Here is a 21052-nt window from a genome sequence, read left to right as displayed (position 1 = left end):
ATGAGAGTTCGACGTCGGGCCGTCGGAAGCACTGAAGCTAGGTACCAAGTGGTGGGTGGGTCGGGATCGCAGGTCCGTGAAGGACTCCTTCCCTACCCTGAGAGTAGGGAAGGGGCCCCTCACGCGCACCTGTTGTGACTGCTGGTGCCGGTGGGGCGAACGTGACGATGGCCGAGTCCGTGAAGGCCTCCTTGAGGGACTCTGGGTCCCTCAAGGAGGCCTTCACGGAACGCACCTGGGATCAACCACAGCCGGAATCGCAGTAGGTACCTAAGAGCCTCGGGCTCTAACCCGAATCGCCATTCACGACCCCTCCACAACACGGACCCGCGGCCCGGTTGGCCCCCACGACCCGACACTCACGACCAAACCGGCGGTTTCGCGTGATCAGACGGACGACTCGCGTGATCAGACGGCCGACACACGTGACTGGACGGACGTCTCGCGAGTCGGCCGCCCAATCACGCGAGTCGTCCGTCCAGTCACGTGTGTCGTCCGTCCAGTCACGCGAAACCGCCGCGCTACCGAGATCGCTTCACGGCTTCGAGGGTGAAACTGGCCGCCAGCCGCTGCGGATCCTCGGTCAGCCGCCATTCTTCGGTCGCCTCGTTCAGGGTCATGAACCCGGGCAGCGCGTTCCACGGCACGCTGTCGTGCTCCACGAGCCGCGTCAGCGTCAGCCCCGCGTCGAGCAGCGACATGACGATCTCGCCGAGCCCGTGGTTCCACTCGTGCGTCCGGTTGTGCTGGAACGAGACGTCGGTGTCCACATAGGTCCCCGGTTCGTCGAACACCAGCGGTTCGGACTGCTCGAAGTACGGATAGCGCGGCGTGATCAGCGGCTGGGTCTCGTCGAGGGTGCCCAGCATGGGGTGCATGTCCCGGATGAACAGCCGCCCGCCCGGCCGCAGCAACGCGCCGACGACCTGTCCCCAGCGGGTGATGTCGGGCAGCCAGCAGAGCGCGCCGATTCCCGTGTAGACGAGGTCGAATTCCCCGGCGCCCAGTACGTCGGCGGCACCGTACACATCGGACTCGTGGTAGTCGATCTCCGCGCCGGTCTCGGCGGCCAGCCGTCGCGCGATCTCCAGCGCGGGCGCGGAGAAGTCGAGGCCGGTCATCCGTGCGCCGAGGCGGGACAGGGAAAGCGTGTCCGTGCCGATGTGGCACTGCAGGTGTACGCCGCGCGCGCCGGAGACGTCGCCGAGCAGCGGCCGGTCGAAGGTGACCACACCGCTGAGGTGCGTGGGGTCCGCGACGAACTTCTCGTAGCCGTAATCCGCCGACGCCGCGTGCGCGGGAGCGCGTTCGTCCCAGTTCGCGCGGTTGACGGTCACGTAATCCGTCATGAAGTGGCGGCCTTTTCGGCGGCGCTGCGCAGCACGCAGAATTCGTTGCCTTCGGGATCCCCGAGGACGACCCAGCCGGTGCCGTCCGGATTGCGCCGGTCGTGCACGAGGGTCGCGCCGAGCTTGAGCAGGCGCTCCATCTCCTCGTCGCGAGGGATATCCGGCTGGAGGCAAAGGTGGATGCGGTTCTTCACCGTCTTCGGCTCTGGGACCTGCCCGAAGAACAGGGTCACGCCGTTGTCCAGCTCGATGATCGTTTCGGGGTCGCCGGGCTGATCGTCGTCGGCCATCGGCTTGCCGACGACGCCGCTCCAAAATCGCCCCAGTTCGTAAGCGTCGGCGCAGTCGAAGAAGAAGTTCTGTACGACAGAGGTCATGGCGCCGCAGTCTGCCCGAGCCCGCGAAGCCCGGCCAACGGTTTAAGCGAGCCGAAGCCCAGGCGACCGATGAACCTGCCGTTCCGCGTCGATGACCAGGACGTGGCACCCCGGTTGTGACGCGACCCACGCGATTCCTTCGGTCCCCATCGCGAAAGCGGCCGTGGCCAGGGAATCCGCGGTGACGAGGTCGTCCGCCGCGACCGTGACGCTCAGCAGCCCGGTGGGCGGGCGCCCGGTCCGCCCGTCCAGGATGTGCGTCCCACGCTCGTATTCCGCCGAAGTCGCGACGGCGCCGCCGGACGATTCCACCACGGCGCACACCGCGCCGGGCTGTTCGGGATGCCGGATACCGACCCGCCAGGCGCGGCCGGGTTCCGGTTCGCCGGCGGTGACGACGTCCCCGCCCGCGTTGAGGCAGAAGACGTCCAGGCCCTCGGCCAGCAGGAGGGACGCCGCCCGCTGCACCGCCCAGCCCTTGACCACCGCGTTCGGGTCGAGCCGCCGTCCGGGGAGCCGGGCGGTGAACGCCCCGCCGGACAGCCGTTCGTAGTGATCGCACAGCGAGAGCACTTCCAGGAGGTCGTCGCTCAGCTCCGAGGGCGCGAGTTCGCCACGGTCGTAACGGCACACCTCGCTGTCGGCCTTGAACGGGCTGAACCGCGCGTCGACCTCCCGCAGCCAGCCGAAGACGCCGTCGATGGCGTGGTCGACCAGAGCGCCACCCGCCCTGACGTCGACCGAGACCGGCAGCCCCATCACCTGTTCGACACGGTTCATCTGGCGTCCAGCGCCGCCTGTAGCGATTTGACGTACGACTCGCTCGTGGACGTCGCCCCGGAGACGGTGTCGATGTCGGCGCTCTGCGCGGTCAGCGTCTCTTCCTGCAGGATCGGGATCGCGTCGACCCCGCGACCGCTGGTGGGCCGTTGCAGCAGACGGACTTCGGAGATCTTGTCCTCGGCCGAGATCACCAGCCGCACCTGCACGGTGCCATAGCGGTTGCTCTCGACCGAACCGTCGATGGTGCGCTCGGCGCCTTCGGACGCGCCACCGTCCGAAGTAGACGATGTCGGGGCGGGTGCGGCGACGGCGACGGTCTCCGATCCGAGCGGGCCCGGTTCGTACAGCCAGACACCGAGGAAGCCCGCGGCCGAAAGGGCGACCGTGGCGGCGACGATGGTCTTCTTCATGATCGGGACTCCCTGGCTCAGGCGGCGAGACTGAAGCGTTCGGCGTGGACCTGCTGGTTCGGCACCCGCAGTTCACGCAGGCTGCGCAGCGTCGCCGAGGTCATCCCCGGCGGGCCGCAGACGAAGACGTCCCGGTTCCGGATGTCCGGCACCAGCTGCCGAAGGCTGTGCGCGCCGAGCACCGGACCGTGCGGACCGGTCTGATCGGACGGTCCACTGAGGACCCGGACGACCGCGCCGCGCGCCCGCGCGAGCCCGATCAGCTCCGGCAGCAGGACGGCGTCGAACCGGGTACGGACGCGGTAGAGCACCACGACGTGGCCGGAGATCTCCTCCAGCAGCGCGCGGATCGGCGTGATCCCGACGCCGCCCGCGACCAGCAGCGCGTCCGGCTTCTGTTGGTGCATCGTGGTGAACGCGCCGTACGGGCCTTCGGCGAACACGCGGGTGCCGACTTTCAGCGACCGCAAGGACGCGCTGCCGTCACCGGCGGCTTTCGCGGTCAGCCGCAGCGTACGGCCGTCCGGCGCGGCCGACAGCGAGAACGGATTGGCCTGCCACCAGCGATCCCTGGTCATGAAGCGCCACAGGAAGAATTGACCCGCCCTCGCGGGCATCTTGTCGAGGTGCTCGCCGGAGATGTACACCGAGACGACGTCGTCGGATTCCGGGACCACGGCGACGACCCTCAACTTGTGACGCAGGTTTCGTGCCAGCGGCAGCGCCACACGGCCGGCGAAGACCGAGCCGAGCGCGACACCCCACACCGCCCACCAGTAGGCCCGAGCACCCGGCGACGACGCGAACGATCCGCCGAGCGCGATCTGATGGCTGAACGCCAGCACGACCGCGGCATAGGTGTAGAGATGGAGGAAATGCCAGGTCTCGTACGCCAGCCGACGGCGGGCGAAGCGGGCGGAAACGGCGCCGACGAGCAGGATCAGCGCGAACGCGACGACAGCGCGAAGGATCCCCTCCAGTTTGGTCACCATCGTGACGAACTCGTCCACCACGCCACTGTCCTCGACCTGCGCGTAGCCGAAGACGATGAACACGAAGTGGGCGAGCAATGTCCACAGCAGGCTGAACCCGGTCCAACGGTGCCAGCCGGTGAGCTTGTCCATGCCGAGACGGCGGTCGAACCACGGCAGCCGGGCGACCAGCAGCAGCTGGAACGCCATCGCCAGCGCCCCGTACAGCCCGGCGAGCCTGCCGATGCCGATCAGCACGTTGTCCGACGGCCCGGCCGCGAAGAAGAGCATGGTGACGGTGGCCACGTTGGCCCCGAGGAAGAGAAAGAGCCCGGCGCGTGCGGCGATCCTGGGACGGATCGCCGGGCGCGGTCTCACGGCGGTCTGCGTCATGGTGGTCACACGTGGTTCCTTCCGGTCCGGTTCAAGTACCGAGCCTCCTGCGCCAAGCTGTGACCTTTCTTGGCGGAAGCTGTCGGCTTCCTGTCGTATGCGCTCCCGCCTCGCCCTCGCGCGCGCGTTCACGGAGGATGGCGTGGTGAACACCGAGAACCCCGTCCGCCTGCTGGTGGTGGACGACGAGCCGCATATCGCCGACCTCGTGGCCACCGTCGCCCGCTACGAGGGCTGGCAGGCCGTCACCGCCGGATCGGGCGAGGCCGCGCTCGAACGCGCCGCCGAATTCGCGCCCGACATCGTCGTGCTCGACCTGATGCTGCCGGGGATCGACGGGTTCACCGTGCTGGACAAGCTGCGCGAATCCGGGACGGCGGTGCCCGTCGTCTTCCTCACCGCGAAGGACGCGACGGCGGATCGTGTCGCCGGGCTCACCCGGGGCGGCGACGACTACCTCGTCAAGCCGTTCTCCGTCGAGGAACTGATGGCGCGCCTGCGCGCGGTCCTGCGGCGGAGCACCAACCAGGCCAAGGCGGCGGTGCTGCGGGTCGGCGACCTGACCCTGAACGAGGACACCCGCGAGGTCGTCCGCGACGGCGAACCCGCGGAGCTGACCCCGACCGAGTACGAACTGCTGCGCTACCTCATGCGGCGTTCGCCGTCGGTGCTGACCAAGGCGCAGATCCTCGACCACGTCTGGGAGTACGACTTCGGCGGCCGGTCCAATGTGGTCGAACTCGTCGTCTCGCATCTGCGCCGCAAACTCGACGCGGGCAACGAACCGCTGATCCACACCGTGCGCGGCGTCGGCTACGTCGTCCGGCAGGCGGCGAGATGAAGATACTGCGCCGGTGGTACGACGCCTGGCGCCGATCGAGGCTCGGCACAAGGCTGGCGCTCGGGCTCGGCGCGCTGGCGCTGGTCGTGTTCGCCGTCGTCGGCACCGTGATGGTCGGCATCATGAAGGGCTATCTGAACGACCGGCTCGACGAACAGCTCGCCAAGACCCAGATCAGCCAGGTGCCGTCGCTGCGCACCACGCACGGCGGGAAACCGCAGCAGGCCTACGGCTGGTTCTCCGCGGTGTTCGCGGTGCAGGACGGCGACGCGCTGCCGCAGGCCGGCGGTTCCCTGCCGCCGGACACGAAGGCGCTCGAAAAGGTCGCCGAGGACGCGACGCGGACCGAAGTGCTGCGCACCGTCTACATCGAGGACAAGGGCACCTACCGCGTCCGGGCCTGTCCGATCGAACCGGACCGGAACATCGTGCTGGTCAGCGCCGCCCCGCAGGCGGACCTTGACCGGACGGTGAGCCAGCTGGTGATGGTCGAGGTCGTCGCGTTCCTGCTGGCGCTGGCGGTGCTGGTGATCGCGGGACGGCTGGTGCTGCGGCGCGGGCTGCGGCCGCTGAGCGACATGGCCGGGACGGCGCACGACATCGCGTCGCACGACCTCACCACGAACGCCGATCTCCCGGTACGCGCGCGGGCGAACGGCGGCGGCGCGGAGGTCGAAGAGCTGCGGACGGCGTTCAACCTGATGCTGGCGCACCTCGATTCCTCACTGGTCGCGCGCCGGGAGGCGAACGAACGGCTGCGGCGGTTCATCGCCGACGCCCCCCATGAACTGCGCACGCCGCTGACGTCGATCCGGGGCTACGCCGAGCTTTTCCGCTACGCCGCGGCGAACGAACCCGCCGAACGCGACGCGCATCTGTCGAAGATCCGGGAAGAGACCGCGCGGATGAGCGTGCTCGTCGACGACCTCCTGCTCCTCGCGCGGCTCGACGCGCCTGAGACCGAGGCGCCGTTGCGGCTGGTCGACGTCGACATCGCCGAACTGATCACCGACGCGGGGGAGGCCTTCGCCGCCGGCCGCCCGGAGCATCCGCTGAGCCTCGGCGCGCTACCGGAAGGTGTTGTCCTGCAAGCGGATCCGGTGCGCCTGCGGCAGGTGCTCGACAACCTGCTCGCCAACGCTGCGGTGCACACGCCGCCCGGGACGGCGGTCGCGTTGTCGGCTTCGGCTTCGGACTCGGAGGTCGTTCTGCGGGTGACCGATGCCGGGCCGGGGATCCCGCCGGAAGCGCGGGAGCGGATCTTCGACCGTTTCTACCGCGTCGACACCGCCCGCACCCGTGGCAACGGCGGGACCGGGCTCGGGCTTTCGGTGGTGCTCTCGCTGGTCTCCGCGCACGGCGGGACGATCGAGGTCGAGAGCGTGCCGGGGGCGACGACGTTCACCGTGCGGCTGCCGCGCCACCGCCCGTGACCCCCTCTCGCGCGTGCAATGAAGGACGCTTTCATTGCAAAATTTGCTATTAAAGCGTCCTTCATTGCACGCCGGTGAGCGCTACCCGACCCGCCCCTTCACGTGGTCCGGCACCGTCCACTCCGAAACCAGGTCCACCGACGGCTCCGGTTCCCCGAACACGGTCCGCACCGGCAGCACCCCCGCCCATGAGAGGTCGGCCGCGACCTCGTCCTCGGGATCGTCGGGGCCCTCGCCGCGCATCTTCACCGAGGCCTCGGTGAGGTCGAGTTCCAGCACCGAAACCGACGCGAACTCCTTCGCGTTGACGTCCCGTGCGTGCTCCCACGAACCGGGCGCGAGATGGTCGGTCAGTACGCGGAGGGCGTGCATCTTGCGGTCGGCGTCGGTGACGGCGGTGGCCTTGCCCAGGATCACGGCGCTGCGGTAGTTCATCGAGTGGTTGTTGATCGAGCGCGCGTAGACGATGCCGTCGAGCAGGGTCACCGTGACGCAGATCTCGACGCCGTCGGAATCGCGCATACTCCTCGCCCCGGTGGATCCGTGCAGGTAGAGCGTGTTCCCGTCGCGACCGTAGCCGGTCGGGATGACCACCGGGGCGCCGTCGCGCACGACGCCGAGGTGGCAGATCAGGCCTTCGTCGAGCACCGCGTACAGCGCCGAGCGGTCGCTGAGCGCGCGGTTCTTCTTGCGGCCGAGAGTGGTCCTGTCGGTGGGTGAGAGCGGGGTGGACATGCGAGCAGTCTCACCCACAGGAGTGGCCTGTAATAACGGCCAATTCTCTTATACTTGAGAAGGCCACTTCTGGAAGTGTGGAGTACAGCATGTCCGACACCGCCCTGCCGGTCAGTCTCGACCGCGATTCGCTCGTCCCGCTCGCGGTCCAGCTGGCCGACGCGTTGCGCGCGGCCGCCGGCGACGGGCATCTGCGCGGTGGCGACAGGCTGCCCTCGACCAGGGCGCTCGCGAGCAGGCTCGGCGTCAGCCGCACGGTGACGTCGGCGGCGTACGAGCAGCTTCACGCGGAGGGCTGGATCGCCGGCCGCCATGGCTCGGGCACGTATGTCACCACCACGCCGCCCGCGGACAGACCGTCGAAAGGTCCTGTGCCCGGCACCCCCGCCACACCGCCCACGCTGGTCGACCTCACCCCGGGCGTCCCGTGGGCCGACGGCATCGAGAAAGCCGCCTGGCGCCGGGCGTGGCGGGCCGCCGCCGATCCGCGCCCGACTTACCGCGAGGACAGGGCGGGCCTGCCCGCGTACCGGGACGCCGTGTCCGAACATCTCCTGCGCCACCGCGGCCTCGCGGCCGGGACGGTGCTGGCCACCGGCGGGACGACGGCGGCGGTGATCGAACTCGCGGGAGCGGTGCTCTCGCGCGGCGACCGGGTCGCGATCGAGGAGCCGGGTTACCAGCGTGCGGTGCAGGCGTTCCGGCGCGCGGGGATGGAGGTCGTGCCGGTCCCGGTCGACGAAGAGGGACTGCGCCCGGACGCCGTCCCGACCGACGTGCGCGCCGTGTACTGCTCTCCCGCGCACCAGTACCCGCTCGGCAGCCGGATGAGCGCGTCCCGCCGGGTCGACCTCGTCGAACTCGCCCGCGCCGAGGGCATGCTGGTGATCGAGGACGACTACGACGGCGAGCTGCGGTTCGACGTCGCGCCGCTGCCGCTGCTGGCCGCGCTCGCGCCCGACGTCGTCGCGCATCTCGGCACCACGAGCAAGATCCTCACCCCGGCGCTGGGCGCGGGCTGGATGGTCGCGCCGTCCCCGGTCGCGGCCGCGGTGCTGGAGTACCGCGAAGCGACCGGGACACGTCCTTCGCCCGCGGGGCAGCGAGTGCTCGCCGAGCTGGCGCGGCACGGCGATCTGGGGCGGCATCTGCGGAGGCTCCGGCGGGAACTGTCGGAACGCCGGTCCCTGGTCTCGGCCGCGCTGACGTCGGCGGGGATCCCGGTGCTCGGCGACGACGCGGGCGCGCATCTGGTCGTCCCGTGCGGCTCGGCCGCCGACGAGGCGGCGCGGATGGCGGCGGCCGAACGCGCCGGGATCCGGCTCGACGGCCTGGCCCGGCATTTCGCCGGGACGCCGACGGTGTTCGGGAACCTCATCGGCTACGCGGGCTGTTCGCGCGAGGCGCTGCGATCCGCGCTCAAACCGCTGATCGCCGTGCTCGCTTGACCTCCAGCGAACTGGAGGTCATAGCTTGCGATCATGCGTGAGATCAGAGTGTCCCGGTTCGGCGATCCCGGCGTTCTCGAACAGGTCGAAGTGCCGACCCCCGAACCGGCGGAGGGTGAGCTCCGCGTCGCGGTGACAGCGGCCGGAGTCGGCTGGCTCGACGCCCTCATCAGACGAGGCGACGGACCCGACGTGTTCGCGGTCGAGCCGCCGTACGTGCCGGGCGGGTCGGTGGCGGGCACCGTCGACGCGGTGGGTGCCGGAGTCGACGAAACCTGGCTGGGAAAACAGGTCCTCAGTCACGCGCCCGGCGGCTACGGCGGGGGTTACGCGGACACGGTCGTCGCGCTGCCGGACGACACCTTCCCGATCCCGGACGGGGTGGATCCCCAGCACGCGGTGGCGCTTTTCGACGACGGCAGCACCGCACTGGCTCTGCTGGAGAAGACCCCGGTCAAGGCCGGGGAGCGGATCCTGGTGGCGCCCGGCGTCGGCGGGCTCGGCAGCGTGCTGGTGCAGCTCGCCCGCGCGGCGGGCGCGACGGTCATCGCGGCGGTCCGCGGCGACGAAAAGGCGGCGATCGCGCGGAAACTGGGGGCAGAGCCGGTCGACTACTCGGCGGCGGACTGGACGGGAGAGGTCCTCGCCCGCACCGGCGGTCACCGCCTGGACGTGGTCTTCGACGGCGTCGGCGGCGAACTCGGCGCCGCTTCGTTGGCACTGCTGAAGAACGGCGGCCGCTTCTCCGGCTACGGCATGTCCAGCGGTGCGGAGACCGTGATCGGCGACGCCGACCGCGCCCGGCTGTCCGTTGTGGACATGGCGCAGCTGGTCGGGTTCTGGCCCGACAATCCGCGCCGGGTGCGGGAAGTGCTGCGGCAGGCGGCCGACGGGAAGCTGACGCCGATCATCGGCCGGACGTATCCGCTGGCGGACGCGTCCGTCGCGCACTCGGACATCGAGGCGCGGCGGTACACGGGCAAGAGCCTGCTCCTGCCCTGAGTGCTCAGAACCGCAGCGGCACCGCGGGGAGGTTGGCGGCGATGACCTCGGAAACGGTCTGGAGCGGCCCTGTCCCCGCGGTGTCCGGCACGGTGAGCGCCGTGTAGACGGGACGGTCCACCACGAACCACGTCGCGGTGCCCTCGCCCTCGACCTGCAGCCACTGGACGCCGTTGATCGTCCGCAGCTGCGAGGTCCGGGTGAGCTCCGGCGGTTTGCCGAGCCCGCATCGCAGGACCACCGGGTCGCCGGTGCCCCAGCCGACCGTCGCCTCGGGCGCGGGATCGGCCAGCTTCCGGCGGACCAGCGTGTTCCCGGACGACGTGAGCTCGTGCGGGAGCGCGCCGACGAGTTTCGCGCACTCGGGCGACCCCGACTGCGGCGCCGGGACCGGGACGAGCGGGAGCGGGCCGTCGACGGCCGGGGCGACGGGATCCGCGCCGCGGGTCAGCCCGAAGACGGCCACGCCCGCGACGAGCAGCACCGCCAGGCAGGCGGCCGCGATCAGCAGGGGTTTCGGGGGAGCGCCGGTGTCCGTGTCAGCCACCGGACCACTACACCACTTCTTACAGATGCACGACCGGGCAGGTCAGCGTCCGCGTGATGCCCTCCACGTTCTGCACCTTGGCGACCACGAGCTGGCCGAGCTGGTCGACGGTGTCCGCCGCGGCCTTGACGATGACGTCGTAAGGGCCGGTGACATCCTCCGAACTGGTGACACCGGAGATGGTGGAGATCTCCGCGGCGACCGCGGCGGCTTTGCCGACCTCGGTCTGGATGAGGATGTATGCGTGGACCACGGCGCGCCCCTTCGTAAAAGTCGGCTCAAGGTAGGAACGTTGTAGCAACGTATCGCCAGCCCCGGGAAAAACCTAGGGCATCCGACTATCGGTGATCGACATTTGTCCGGACAAGGGAAAGTGGAGGTGACGGGTGTCACCGAAAGACGGCACGGTCGCCGGGACCGGTGAATTCCGGTTGATCGAGGCGGTGACCGCCGACCGGAAACAGCCGGAGACGACACTGCTCGGACCGGGGGACGACGCGGCCGTCGTGGCCAGCCCCGACGGCCGGACGGTGGCCTCCACCGACGTCCTCGTGCAGGGCGTCCACTTCCGGCTCGACTGGTCCAGCGCCGAACAGGTGGGGCGCAAGGCGGTCGCGGTGAACCTCACCGACATCGCCGCCATGGGTGCGCGGCCGACGTCCGTCCTCATGGGATTCGCCTGCCCGCCGGACACCGAGACGGCACTCGTCACCGAACTCACGCGGGGGATGTGGCTCGAAGCCGACCGCGCGGGCGTCGGGATCGTCGGCGGCGACATGGTGCGCGCCGATCAGATCGTGATCAGTGTCACCGCCCTCGGCGACCTCGGCGGCAGGGAACCGGTGACGCGGTCCGGTGCCCGCCCCGGCGACGTCGTCGCGGTCTGCGGACGGCTCGGCTGGGCCGCCGCCGGACTCGCCGTGCTCGGGCGGGGTTTCCGCTCACCGGTCAGCGTGGTCAACGCGCAACGCTGCCCCGAACCGGACTACGAGGCGGGGATCCGCGCGGCCGACGGCGGCGCGACGTCCATGATCGACGTGTCCGACGGGCTCCTGTCCGACCTCGGCCACATCGCCGCGGCCTCCGGTGTGGGGATCGACGTGCGCACGGCGGATCTCGACGTGTCGAGCAGGCTGACCGAGGTCGGCACCGCGCTCGGCGCCGACCCGCTGAAATGGGTCCTCACCGGCGGCGAGGACCACGCGTTCGCGGCGACCTTCCCCTCGTTCGCCGACCTGCCGGAGGGCTGGACCGAGATCGGCGTCGTCACCATGCCGGATTCGGGGGTGACGGTGGACGGGAAGCGGTACGGGCACGACAGCGGCTGGCAGCACTGGCGCTAGGAGCGTGGGGCCCACCAGGTCGAGGGTGCGGCGACGGTGAAACCGAGCGATTCGTACAGCGGCCTGCCGAGCCGGGACGCGGTGAGGGTGATCGGCAGCTCCGCCAGCGGGGCGAGGGAGCCGAGCATCACCGCCCGTCCGACGCCGCGAGAGCGGAAGGCCTCCGGCGTGCCGACCCAGTAGTGGCTGCCGAAGCCGTCCTCGACGACCGTGACGCACGCGCCGGCGACCTCGCCGTCGAGCCGCGCGACGAACACGGCGACCCCCGGCTGTTCGAGGACGGCCATGGGGAACATCTCACCGGGCCGGAACCGCGCGAGTTCGAAACCTTCGATCACCGCGCGTTCGGCCGCCCGCAGATCCGCCTCCTCGTGCACCCGGACCACCTCCATCGCGGGCTCGGCGACCGGGGCGGGCGGACGCAGCATGACGGGCATCTGCCAGCTGCGCATGTCCCCGAGATGGTTCAGATCGGTGACGCTGAAGGGATCCTCGGCCTCCACCGGCCCCGTCGCCCGCGCCGCGAGCTCGGTGATCTCCGCCAGTTCCGCGGTGGTGAGGTCGGGCTCCTGGATCAGGACGCGCAGCCCGGCGCGTTCGTCACCGGCGACGGCGAGAAAGCCGCGACGGCGGATCACCTCGTGGCCGCGGGAACGGCCGGTCGCGGCCCAGAACGCGGCGGAGTTGCGGGCCTGACGCAGCGGAGCCTCGGCGAGGCCGGTGATGGACGTCTCGATCGACATGAGTGCGAATCTACGTTGGGGACGGCTCGTCCACTCGCTAATCTCGCGCTCATGGACCTTCGCGTGCTGCCCTACGACCACCCCGACGCGGTGAAGCTGCTGGCCGAAGCCCAGCTCGAACTGGCCGCCCGGTACGGCAGCGAAGACGAGACGCCGATGGACGCGGCGCAGTTCGCCTCGCCGAGGGGACTGTTCCTGGCCGCGTACCTCGACGACGCCCCGGTCGCGTGCGGTGCCTGGCGGGCGCACGACGGGCCGGATCCCCTGCTGCCCGGTGACGCCGAGATCAAGCGCATGTTCGTGCTGGCTTCGGCGCGGGGACGAGGCTTCGCGAGGGCGATCCTCGCCGACCTGGAACGGACGGCCGCCGAGGCCGGACGGCTGCGTATGGTGCTGGAGACCGGTGACAAACAGCCGGAAGCCATCGCGCTGTACCTGTCGGAGGGATACCGGGAAATCCCGGGTTTCGGGTACTACAAGGACGAACCGGAGAGCATCTGCTTCGGCAAGTCCCTGGTCTAGGAGAACGCATGCCGATCTACGCACTGGGTGACCTCGAACCGTCGATCCACCCCGACGCCTACGTCCATCCCGACGCGACGGTGATCGGCGACGTCCGGATCGCCGCGTTCGCGTCGGTGTGGCCGCAGACGGTGCTGCGCGGCGACCACGGCCACATCGAGATCGGTGAGCGGTCCAACGTCCAGGACGGCTGCGTCCTGCACTGCACCCGCAAGGAACCGACGATCATCGGGCCGTCCTCCGCCGTCGGGCATTCCGTGCACATCGAGGGCGCGCGGATCGGCGAGGGCTGCCTGATCGCGTCGGGATCGGTCGTGCTGAACGGAACCGTCGTCGAGGACGGCGGGATGGTCGGCGCGGGCGCGGTTCTTTCCTACGGGTCCCATGTGGACAGTGGGCACATCGCGCTCGGCGTCCCGGCGAAGACGCGGCCGAACACTTCGTTCGGGCCGGACATGATCAAGCTCGTCGTCGACGGGTATGTCGAGCGTGCGGCCCTTTTCCGTAGAGAACTCCGTCGGGTCGAACTTCGGCCGCTCGACCGACGTGAGTAAGCTCGCACGCCGTGACCGCACGACCGCTGCAGGACATCGTCGAAGCAGGCTGGGCGCAAGCCCTCGAACCGGTGGCGCCGCAGGTCGCCGCGATGGGGGAATTCCTCCGCGCGGAGATCGCCGCCGGCCGGACCTATCTCCCGGCGGGTGAACACGTGCTGCGGGCGTTCCAGCAGCCGTTCCACGACGTGCGGGTGCTGATCGTCGGCCAGGACCCGTACCCGACGCCCGGGCACGCCGTCGGGCTGAGCTTCTCGGTGGCGCCGGACGTCCGGCCGATCCCGAAGAGCCTGATCAACATCTACAAGGAGTACTGCGAAGACCTCGGACACCCGTTGCCGTCGAACGGCGACCTGACGCCGTGGGCCGACCAGGGTGTGCTGCTGCTCAACAGGTCGCTGACCGTGCAGCCCGGGAAGTCGAACTCGCACCAGGGCAAGGGCTGGGAAGCGGTCACCGAGCAGGCCATCAAGGCCCTCGCCGCGCGGGACGAGCCGATGGTGGCGATCCTGTGGGGCCGCAACGCGCGGAACCTGAAGCCGATGCTGGGGAAGGTGCCGTGCATCGAGTCGGCGCACCCGAGCCCGCTTTCGGCGCACGCCGGCTTCTTCGGTTCGCGCCCCTTCAGCCGGGCGAACGAGCTGCTGGAGCAGCAGGGCGCCGGTCCCGTGGACTGGAAGCTCCCCTGACCTTTCGTCGCAGCAGTGACCGGTGTGACTCCTGAGGCGACGCCAAAGTCCGTGAAGGCCTCCTTCACTACCTTGAGGGTAGGGAAGGAGGCCCTCACTACGTCCTGGCTGGGGTAGGCGTGACTGGTGGTGTTACTGAGGCGCGTGGGGATGTTCCCGTTCCGTGAAGGCCTCCTTGAGGGACCCAGAGTCCCTCAAGGAGGCCTTCACGGACTTCGGACCCACGTAAAAGCCCACCACCCCATAAAAAATGGCGGGTGCTCCGAAGAGCACCCGCCATTCCCCAAAACCCGGCTCAGCCGCGAACGACCTTGCCCGCCTTGATGCACGAGGTGCAGGCGTTCAGGCGCTTGCGCTGGGACAGACCGATCTTGGCGTGAACGGTCTGGATGTTCGGGTTCCACCGGCGGTTGGTACGCCGGTGGGAGTGCGAGACCGACTTGCCAAAGCCCGGTCCCTTGCCACAGACGTCGCACACGGCAGCCACGTCGAACTCCTCTGGATCTGGGACAAAGAATGATGCGCCCAGCATGCTGGGCAACTCGACCATAGTAACCAGTGGCTCAGAGCCCTCCGGCACCGGGTCGATACCCTCGCTGGAACAGCTAGGAGGTTACGGCGTGCGGGTGCTGGACGTGGCGGCGGTGTCGGCCTGGTCGGCGGCCTGTGTGCACAGCCTGTCGGTGCTCCGGCCGGCGATCGACGGCATCAACGTCTACCCGGTCGCCGACTCCGACACCGGCTCCAACCTGCTGTTCACGCTGACCGCGGCCCGTGACGCGCTGGCGGAGGCCGAGCCCGCGACGGCCGCGGAGGCGCTGTCGGTGTTCGCCAAGGGCGCGGTCGCCGCGGCCAAGGGCAACTCGGGCGTGATCATGTCGCAGGTCGTGCGCGGGATCGCCGAGTCGGCCGCGGCCAGGGAAATCGACGGGCCCGGGCTCGCGGAGGCGCTCGGGTGCGCGGACAGGGCCGCTACGGGGGCGGTGAGCCGTCCGGTGGCCGGGACCATCCTGACCGTGCTGCACACCGTCGCCGCGTCCGTCCGTGACGCGACAGGGTCACTCGAAGAGGTCGCCGCCGCGGCGGCGAGCGTCGCCGCCGAAGCCCTCGAAGAGACCCCGAAGCAGCTGCCCGTCCTGGCGGTGGCCGGTGTGGTCGACGCGGGCGCCCGCGGCCTGGTCGCGGTCCTCGACGCCCTTTCCGGCGTGATCTCCGGCAGCCTCGTCGAGCCGGAGCACCCGCTCGAGGCACATCACCATCACACGGTCGACGCGCCGACGGCCTGGGAGGTCATGTACCTGCTCGACGACGTCGACGAAGGCAGTCTCCCCGGGCTTCGCAAGACCCTCAGCGGCCTCGGCGACAGCGTCACGGTCGCCGGGGACGGCGCCGGCGCGTACGCCGTCCACGTGCACTGCGCGGACATCGGCGCGGCGCTGGAGGCCGGGATCGAGCTCGGCCGTCCCCGCCGGGTCCGGGTCGAGCCGCTGATCACGCCCACGCCGGTCGAGGTCGGCGGCGGGGTCGACCGTTCGGTGGTCGCCGTGGTCCACGGCGGGCCACTGGCCGAACTGCTGCGAGCGGAGGGGGTCGCGGTGCTGTCCGTGCCGCCGGGCGTCGCGCCGACGGTCGAGGAGATGCTGGGCCTGATCAACGAGGCGGCCGGGCATCACGTCACCGTCCTTCCGGGCGGTCAGGAGCTGACCGCGGCGGCCGACGCGGCCGCGAGTCACGCGATGGCGGCGGATCGCGACGTCGTGGTCATCCCCTGCGTGTCACCCGTCCAGGTGCTCGCCGCGCTGGCCGTCCACGACAAGGACCGCCGCACCAACGACGACGTGGTCGCGATGGCGGAGGCGGCCGCCGCCACCAGGCGTGGCGAACTGCGGATCGCGCAGGAGGAGTCGCTAACCTGGGTGGGCCGGGCGCAGGCCGGTGACGTCGTCGGCCTCGTCGACGGCGAGGTCGTCCTGATCGAGCCCGCGCCCGCCTCGGAGACGAGCCTGGTCGCGGCCGCGGTCGGCGTGCTGAACCGGATGCTGGCCCTCGGCGGCGAACTGGTCACCGTGCTGACCGGGGTCGACGTGCCGGTCCGGTTGCCCGGTGAGCTGGCCGATCAGCTGCGCCTGGAACATCCCGAGGTCGAACTGACGAGTTACGCCGGCGGCCAATTCGACGCCGTGCTGCTGATGGGGGTGGAGTGACCGCATGACCAACCTGCGCGCGGACCTCAAACTGGTCGTGGGCGCGGCGACGGCGAAGGCACTCGCCAAGGGCCTCAAGATCGAGACGGTCAGCGACCTCCTGCGCCACTACCCGCGCCGCTACGCCGAACGCGGCCAGCTCACCGACATCGCCGGGCTCGAACTCGGCGAGCACGCGACCGTGATGGCGCGTATCGAGCGGGTCAACAAACGCCGGATGAAGGCACGCAGCGGCACGCTGCTCGAAATGGTGATCACCGATGGCAAACGTCGTCTCCAGTGCACCTTCTTCAATCAGGCCTGGCGCGAAAAGGAACTCGTGCCCGGCAAGAACGGCCTCTTCGCGGGCAAGGTCACCGCGTTCCGCGACGTCCTGCAACTGGCGAACCCCGAGTACGAACTCTTCGACGCCGAGCGCCAGGCCGAGGCGATGGACGACTTCCTCGCCGAGATCATCCCGGTCTACCCGGCGGCGCAGGGGATCCCGACCTGGGTGATCGCCAAGGCCGTCCGGCAGGTGCTGGACGTGCTGGAGGTCGACGAGGACCCGATGCCGATCGAGCTGCTGGCCCGGTACGGCCTGCCCAGCCTGGAAAGCGCGCTGCGCGGCATCCACCGGCCGTCGAGCTGGCAGGCGCTGAACTCCGCGCGGGAAAGGCTCAAATGGGACGAAGCGATGGCGGTCCAGCTGATTTTCGCGCAGCGGCGGCATTCCCTGGTCTCGCGGCCCGCGAAAGCCTGTCCGCACACCGAGGGCGGCATCCTCGACGCCTTCGACAAACGGCTCCCGTTCGCGCTGACCGCCGGCCAGCAGGAGATCGGCGGGGAGATCGCCGGGGACCTGTCCACCGAACATCCGATGAACCGGCTGCTGCAGGGTGAGGTCGGTTCCGGCAAGACCGTGGTCGCGCTGCGCGCCATGCTGCAGGTCGTCGATTCCGGGCGGCAGGCGGCGATGCTCGCGCCGACGGAGGTCCTCGCCGCGCAGCACGCCCGGTCGCTGCGCGAGATGCTCGGCGACCTCGGGCAGGCGGGTGAGCTCGGCGCCGCGGAGAACGCGACGCGCGTGACCCTGCTGACCGGTTCGATGGGCGCCAAGGAACGCAAGAAGGCGTTGCTGGAGACGGTCAGCGGCGAGGCCGGGATCATCGTCGGCACGCACGCGCTCATCCAGGACACGGTTTCCTTCGCGGATCTGGGCCTGGCCGTGGTCGACGAACAGCACCGGTTCGGGGTGGAGCAGCGGGACGCGCTGCGCTCCCGCGGCTCGGACGAGACCAGCCCGCACGTGCTGGTTATGACCGCGACGCCCATCCCGCGCACGGTCGCGATGACCGTCTACGGCGATCTGGAGATCTCCGCGCTGCGGGAGATGCCGGTCGGCCGGTCGCCGATCAAGACGTCGGTCGTGCCGGTCGCGGAGCGCCCCGCCTGGCTGGACAGGGCGTGGCAGCGAGTCCGCGAGGAATGCGGAAAGGGCCACCAGGCGTACATCGTCTGCCCGCGTATCGGCGACGAACCGGCGTCGGACAAGGGCGACAAACGCCCCGCGCTCGCGGTCCTCGACGTGGCGCCCGAGCTGGCCGAGGGACAGTTGAAGGGGCTGAAGATCGGCGTCCTGCACGGCCGGATGCCCGCCGACGACAAGGACGCCGTGATGCAGGCGTTCTCCAGGGGCGACCTGGACGTGCTCGTCGCCACCACCGTGATCGAGGTCGGCGTGAACGTGCCGAACGCGACCGCGATGGTGATCATGGACGCCGACCGGTTCGGCATCAGCCAGCTGCACCAGCTGCGCGGGCGGGTCGGCCGGGGCAGTGTGCCGGGGCTTTGCCTGCTGGTCACCGAAACCTTGGACGGGACGACCACCCGCGAGCGGCTGGCCGCCGTCGAGTCCACCACGGACGGTTTCGAACTGTCCAGAATGGACTTGGAACTGCGCCGCGAGGGTGACATCCTCGGCGCCGCGCAGTCGGGGAAGAAGTCGACCCTGAAACTGCTGTCGCTGCTGCGCGACGAGGACGTCATCGCCGAGGCGAGGGCCCGCGCGTTGGAAATCGTCGAGAAGGACCCGGCTCTGGGGAATTACTTGGGGCTGGCGCACATGATCGCCGACGTCGTCGACGAAGATCGCGTGGAGTATCTGGAAAAAAGCTGACATGGACATCTCTGCCCGATCGGACCTTGCCGCCGGGCGGGCCGAGGGGTTCCCTTGTTCTGCACGGGCGAGGGAGGCCGGGGATGACGTCAGCGGTTCGTGTCCAGCTCGGTGAGGACGGGGCCGACGCCGAACGCGTCGACCAGCTCACCGGGTACCTCCGAAGCGAACTGATCGATCGCGGGGTCGCCGAGGTCAAGGCGCTGCCCGCCGGTCCGGCGCCGCCCGGCTCACGCGCCTTCGACGTCGCGACGGTGGGCGGACTGCTGGTCACGCTGGGACAGTCCGCCGATGGCCTGCGCTCGGTCGTCGCGGCCGTTCGGGAATGGCTTTCGCGCGGCGGCCGGGTCAAACGCACGGTGCGGCTGGAGATCGACGGCGACGTGCTGGAGCTGTCCGAAGCGAGCCTCACCGATCAGGACAAGCTCGTCGACCTCTTCGTGGGCAGGCATTCGAGGTCATGACCGGCGAGCGGCGTGCCTTGATCATCGCCAACGGGGAGTACGACAACCCAGGGTTGAGCGCGCTGCGGTCCCCGGCGGCCGACGCCGAAGCGCTCGCCGAGGTCCTCGCCGATCGCAACATCAGCGAGTTCGACGTCCAGGTCGTGCGGGACGAGACCGCGCACGTGATCGCGAGCCGGGTCGAGGACCTGTTCGCCGACAGCGCGCCGGACGACGTCCTGCTGGTGCATTTCTCTTGCCATGGCTTGAAAAGCGAGTCGGGCGAGCTGTTCTTCGCCGCCCGCAACACCCGGCCGGAACGGCTGGCGTCGAGTGCCGTTCCCGCCGATTTCGTCCAGCGCTGTATGCGGATGAGCCGGTCGCGGAGCATCGTCCTCCTGCTGGACTGCTGCTACGGCGGCGCTTTCAGCCAAGGGGTCGCGGTGCGCGCCTCCGGTGAGGCCAACGTGCTCGACGCGTTCCCCGGCGGCGGTTTCGGCGGTCGCGGCCGTGCGGTGATCACCGCGTCGAATTCCATCGAATACGCCTTCGAGGGCGATCACCTCGCCGACGACCACGCCCGGCCGTCGGTGTTCACCTCGGCGCTGGTCGAAGGGCTCCGGACGGGGGACGCGGATCGCGACGAAGACGGCTGGATCGCGCTCAGCGAGCTCTACGACTACCTGTTCGACAGCGTCCGTGAACGGAACCCGAACCAGACGCCCAGCCGCGACATCGAGATGCAGGGCGAGCTGTACCTCGCCAGGAGCAGACGCCGCCGGATCAAACCGTCGCCGGTCCCGGCCGACCTGCGCGCCGCCAGCGAGGATCCGAACATGTTCACCCGGCTCGGCGCGGTGACGGAACTCCAGCGACGGCTGACGAGCGAGAACCTCTCGGTCGCCATCGGCGCGCACGAAGTCCTCACCACGATGGCGCAGACCGACATCCAGCACATCGCCGAGGCCGCCGACCTGGCGCGGCGGGAAGCGCGGGTGCGGGCCGAACCCGACGTGGTGCGGTTCGGCGAGGTCGTCCGGGGATCGGCGCCGGTGGCGCGGATCAGGGTGGAAGGGCCGCCGATCGCGCGAGCCTGCCGGTTCGCGTCGTCGCATGCCTGGTTGCGGGTGACCGAGACCGGCGACGGGGCCGAGATCTCCCTGGACCTGGCGGAACCCGGGGCGTTCGACGGACGGATCACCGTGACCGGGCCGACCGGCGAGGTGGTGGTGCCGGTCGAGGGGCAGATCGTCCAGGAACCCGAGCCCGCGCCGGACCCCAAGCCGGTGCCGGAACCACGGCCGGTGCACGCGCCCGCGCCGACCCCGGAGCCCGCCAGGAATCCCGAGCCGCCCGTACTCCCGAATCCCGAACCGGCCGTGCCTCCGCGCACGAAGCCCGACCCTTTCGCCGTCGCCGCAGGGTTGCTCGCCTTCGCGGCCGCGGTGTACCTGGTGGTCATCGCGTTCCAGCTCAGCAGCGGCGTGGAGGACTTCTTCGAAGACGGCGGCTGGACCGTCTTGCCGCTCGTCGTCTTCGCGATCGGGGCGGGGATCGCGATGTTCCTGCCGAAGACGCGCCGGATGGCGGGGCCGGGAACGCTGTGCGGGCTGGCGCTGCTCTCGGTGATGCCGTCCGGGCCGGTCGTCCTCGTCCTCGCCGACGGCTGCCTGATGGCCGCGGCAGTCTGCGCGCTGGTGTCGGTGCGGCGCGACCGGAGTTTCCGGCTGGGCCTGCGGAAACCGCGAGGCGCCCTCACCGTGGTGGCGCTCGTTTCCGGGACCTGCGGCACCGTCGGACTCGTGGTGGAGGCGATCGAACTCGTCGGCTATTCGTCGAGCCGGGCCGACGAGGGCGCGGTCTACCTCGTCGTCTCGGTGACCCTCCTCATCGGGACGCTGCTCGGCGTGTCCCTGCGGCCGGCGGCGTTCGGGGTCGCGTTCCTCGGGGGTGTGGCCGGAGGCGGCATCGTCATGGTGTGCGTGCTCTTCTACGCGATGCCGAGCAGTTCGAGCGTGACCGGCGCGGGCTGGGGGATCGCGCTGTCGATGGTGCTCGCGCTCGCCGTCGTGACCGGCCTCGCCGCCCGCAAGGTGAACGGCTGAGG

The 21052-nt window shown here is 70.1% G+C and carries 22 protein-coding genes; 12 read left to right on the top strand and 10 right to left on the bottom strand.

The annotated features are described in order from the left end of the window. Window positions 1-521: 521 nt before the first annotated feature. Genes DL991_RS24630 through DL991_RS24610 form a run of 5 tightly spaced genes read right to left on the bottom strand, consistent with a single transcriptional unit; the run spans window position 522 to window position 4292 of the window. On the bottom strand, window positions 522-1349 hold the full coding sequence (locus DL991_RS24630) for a bifunctional 2-polyprenyl-6-hydroxyphenol methylase/3-demethylubiquinol 3-O-methyltransferase UbiG (protein ID WP_125786694.1): 828 nt from the start codon (window positions 1347-1349) through the stop codon (window positions 522-524). Further along, a complete protein-coding gene (locus DL991_RS24625) occupies window positions 1346-1726 on the bottom strand; it encodes a VOC family protein (RefSeq protein ID WP_125786693.1) in 381 nt (126 codons plus the stop codon). The genes DL991_RS24630 and DL991_RS24625 overlap by 4 nt, the downstream gene beginning before the upstream one ends. A 42-nt stretch (window positions 1727-1768) precedes the next feature. After that, window positions 1769-2506 carry an FAD:protein FMN transferase gene (locus tag DL991_RS24620; protein ID WP_125786692.1) on the bottom strand — a complete coding sequence of 246 codons (738 nt, stop codon included), beginning with the start codon at window positions 2504-2506 and terminating at the stop codon, window positions 1769-1771. Then, on the bottom strand, window positions 2503-2919 hold the full coding sequence (locus DL991_RS24615; RefSeq protein WP_125786691.1) for an FMN-binding protein: 417 nt from the start codon (window positions 2917-2919) through the stop codon (window positions 2503-2505). The genes DL991_RS24620 and DL991_RS24615 overlap by 4 nt, the downstream gene beginning before the upstream one ends. Before the next feature lie 17 nt (window positions 2920-2936). Beyond that, window positions 2937-4292 carry a ferric reductase-like transmembrane domain-containing protein gene (locus DL991_RS24610; RefSeq protein WP_199746405.1) on the bottom strand — a complete coding sequence of 452 codons (1356 nt, stop codon included), beginning with the start codon at window positions 4290-4292 and terminating at the stop codon, window positions 2937-2939. Between the two features lie 136 nt (window positions 4293-4428). Here DL991_RS24610 and DL991_RS24605 point away from each other — a divergent pair, with 136 nt between their 5' ends. Further along, window positions 4429-5124, top strand: coding sequence for a response regulator transcription factor (locus DL991_RS24605; RefSeq protein ID WP_125786948.1), 696 nt, complete (start codon window positions 4429-4431; stop codon window positions 5122-5124). Further along, window positions 5121-6557, top strand: a complete 1437-nt coding sequence (locus tag DL991_RS24600) for a cell wall metabolism sensor histidine kinase WalK (RefSeq protein ID WP_125786690.1) — start codon at window positions 5121-5123, stop codon at window positions 6555-6557. Before DL991_RS24605 ends, DL991_RS24600 begins: the two co-directional genes overlap by 4 nt. Window positions 6558-6638: 81 nt before the next feature. Here the strand turns inward: DL991_RS24600 and DL991_RS24595 are convergent, their stop codons facing one another. Further along, complete coding sequence (locus tag DL991_RS24595) at window positions 6639-7292, bottom strand: pyridoxamine 5'-phosphate oxidase family protein (RefSeq protein ID WP_125786689.1); 654 nt, start codon at window positions 7290-7292, stop codon at window positions 6639-6641. An 89-nt stretch (window positions 7293-7381) separates the two neighbouring features. Here DL991_RS24595 and DL991_RS24590 point away from each other — a divergent pair, with 89 nt between their 5' ends. Together DL991_RS24590 and DL991_RS24585 are read left to right on the top strand one after the other, a co-directional pair. After that, window positions 7382-8740, top strand: a complete 1359-nt coding sequence (locus tag DL991_RS24590) for a PLP-dependent aminotransferase family protein (protein WP_125786688.1) — start codon at window positions 7382-7384, stop codon at window positions 8738-8740. Between the two features lie 33 nt (window positions 8741-8773). After that, entirely contained in the window at window positions 8774-9742 is a 969-nt protein-coding gene (locus DL991_RS24585; RefSeq protein ID WP_125786687.1) for a zinc-binding dehydrogenase, read from the top strand. 4 nt (window positions 9743-9746) lie between these two features. On the opposite strand, the gene DL991_RS24580 is transcribed toward DL991_RS24585, so the two are convergent. Further along, entirely contained in the window at window positions 9747-10289 is a 543-nt protein-coding gene (locus DL991_RS24580; protein ID WP_125786686.1) for a DUF3515 domain-containing protein, read from the bottom strand. 19 nt (window positions 10290-10308) lie between these two features. Next, a complete protein-coding gene (locus tag DL991_RS24575; protein WP_005160289.1) occupies window positions 10309-10542 on the bottom strand; it encodes an Lrp/AsnC ligand binding domain-containing protein in 234 nt (77 codons plus the stop codon). 133 nt (window positions 10543-10675) lie between these two features. Here DL991_RS24575 and DL991_RS24570 point away from each other — a divergent pair, with 133 nt between their 5' ends. Beyond that, window positions 10676-11632, top strand: coding sequence for a thiamine-phosphate kinase (locus tag DL991_RS24570; RefSeq protein ID WP_125786685.1), 957 nt, complete (start codon window positions 10676-10678; stop codon window positions 11630-11632). Here the strand turns inward: DL991_RS24570 and DL991_RS24565 are convergent. Beyond that, window positions 11629-12375 carry a GNAT family N-acetyltransferase gene (locus DL991_RS24565; protein WP_125786684.1) on the bottom strand — a complete coding sequence of 249 codons (747 nt, stop codon included), beginning with the start codon at window positions 12373-12375 and terminating at the stop codon, window positions 11629-11631. The two genes, DL991_RS24570 and DL991_RS24565, sit on opposite strands and share 4 nt — an antisense overlap. 51 nt (window positions 12376-12426) lie before the next feature. Here DL991_RS24565 and DL991_RS24560 point away from each other — a divergent pair, with 51 nt between their 5' ends. Genes DL991_RS24560 through DL991_RS24550 form a run of 3 tightly spaced genes read left to right on the top strand, consistent with a single transcriptional unit; the run spans window position 12427 to window position 14140 of the window. Next, window positions 12427-12897, top strand: a complete 471-nt coding sequence (locus DL991_RS24560) for a GNAT family N-acetyltransferase (RefSeq protein ID WP_125786683.1) — start codon at window positions 12427-12429, stop codon at window positions 12895-12897. An 8-nt stretch (window positions 12898-12905) separates the two neighbouring features. Then, window positions 12906-13451 carry a gamma carbonic anhydrase family protein gene (locus DL991_RS24555; RefSeq protein ID WP_125786682.1) on the top strand — a complete coding sequence of 182 codons (546 nt, stop codon included), beginning with the start codon at window positions 12906-12908 and terminating at the stop codon, window positions 13449-13451. Window positions 13452-13462: 11 nt separating this feature from the next. After that, on the top strand, window positions 13463-14140 hold the full coding sequence (locus tag DL991_RS24550; protein WP_125786681.1) for a uracil-DNA glycosylase: 678 nt from the start codon (window positions 13463-13465) through the stop codon (window positions 14138-14140). A 295-nt stretch (window positions 14141-14435) separates the two neighbouring features. Here DL991_RS24550 and rpmB read toward each other — a convergent pair whose 3' ends face one another. Continuing rightward, window positions 14436-14627, bottom strand: coding sequence for a 50S ribosomal protein L28 (gene rpmB, locus DL991_RS24545; RefSeq protein WP_007031450.1), 192 nt, complete (start codon window positions 14625-14627; stop codon window positions 14436-14438). Between the two features lie 133 nt (window positions 14628-14760). Between rpmB and DL991_RS24540 the strand changes: the two genes are divergently transcribed. The 4 genes from DL991_RS24540 (at window position 14761) to DL991_RS24525 (ending at window position 21050) form a co-directional block, all read left to right on the top strand. Beyond that, window positions 14761-16344 carry a DAK2 domain-containing protein gene (locus DL991_RS24540; protein WP_125786680.1) on the top strand — a complete coding sequence of 528 codons (1584 nt, stop codon included), beginning with the start codon at window positions 14761-14763 and terminating at the stop codon, window positions 16342-16344. A gap of 4 nt (window positions 16345-16348) precedes the next feature. After that, window positions 16349-18502 (top strand): ATP-dependent DNA helicase RecG, encoded by a 2154-nt coding sequence (gene recG / locus DL991_RS24535; RefSeq protein WP_125786679.1) that lies wholly within the window; start codon window positions 16349-16351, stop codon window positions 18500-18502. Between the two features lie 83 nt (window positions 18503-18585). Then, window positions 18586-18966 (top strand): hypothetical protein, encoded by a 381-nt coding sequence (locus DL991_RS24530; RefSeq protein ID WP_125786678.1) that lies wholly within the window; start codon window positions 18586-18588, stop codon window positions 18964-18966. Beyond that, complete coding sequence (locus tag DL991_RS24525; protein ID WP_125786677.1) at window positions 18963-21050, top strand: caspase family protein; 2088 nt, start codon at window positions 18963-18965, stop codon at window positions 21048-21050. Before DL991_RS24530 ends, DL991_RS24525 begins: the two co-directional genes overlap by 4 nt. Window positions 21051-21052 lie beyond the last annotated feature (2 nt).

Origin of the sequence: Amycolatopsis sp. WAC 01375, from assembly GCF_003947325.1 — a bacterium.
Classification (GTDB): Bacteria; Actinomycetota; Actinomycetes; order Mycobacteriales; family Pseudonocardiaceae; genus Amycolatopsis.
This window is presented reverse-complemented; position numbering and strand designations above follow the sequence as displayed.

Coding starts and splice junctions, on each gene's coding strand:
- DL991_RS24555 (WP_125786682.1), top strand. CDS start 12,906: ATGCCGATCTACGCACTGGGTGACCTCGAACCGTCGATCCACCCCGAC.
- DL991_RS24630 (WP_125786694.1), bottom strand. CDS start 1,349: ATGACGGATTACGTGACCGTCAACCGCGCGAACTGGGACGAACGCGCT.
- recG (WP_125786679.1), top strand. CDS start 16,349: ATGACCAACCTGCGCGCGGACCTCAAACTGGTCGTGGGCGCGGCGACG.
- DL991_RS24615 (WP_125786691.1), bottom strand. CDS start 2,919: ATGAAGAAGACCATCGTCGCCGCCACGGTCGCCCTTTCGGCCGCGGGC.
- DL991_RS24525 (WP_125786677.1), top strand. CDS start 18,963: ATGACCGGCGAGCGGCGTGCCTTGATCATCGCCAACGGGGAGTACGAC.
- DL991_RS24595 (WP_125786689.1), bottom strand. CDS start 7,292: ATGTCCACCCCGCTCTCACCCACCGACAGGACCACTCTCGGCCGCAAG.
- DL991_RS24560 (WP_125786683.1), top strand. CDS start 12,427: ATGGACCTTCGCGTGCTGCCCTACGACCACCCCGACGCGGTGAAGCTG.
- DL991_RS24530 (WP_125786678.1), top strand. CDS start 18,586: ATGACGTCAGCGGTTCGTGTCCAGCTCGGTGAGGACGGGGCCGACGCC.
- DL991_RS24600 (WP_125786690.1), top strand. CDS start 5,121: ATGAAGATACTGCGCCGGTGGTACGACGCCTGGCGCCGATCGAGGCTC.
- DL991_RS24585 (WP_125786687.1), top strand. CDS start 8,774: ATGCGTGAGATCAGAGTGTCCCGGTTCGGCGATCCCGGCGTTCTCGAA.
- DL991_RS24620 (WP_125786692.1), bottom strand. CDS start 2,506: ATGAACCGTGTCGAACAGGTGATGGGGCTGCCGGTCTCGGTCGACGTC.
- DL991_RS24565 (WP_125786684.1), bottom strand. CDS start 12,375: ATGTCGATCGAGACGTCCATCACCGGCCTCGCCGAGGCTCCGCTGCGT.
- DL991_RS24625 (WP_125786693.1), bottom strand. CDS start 1,726: ATGACCTCTGTCGTACAGAACTTCTTCTTCGACTGCGCCGACGCTTAC.
- DL991_RS24590 (WP_125786688.1), top strand. CDS start 7,382: ATGTCCGACACCGCCCTGCCGGTCAGTCTCGACCGCGATTCGCTCGTC.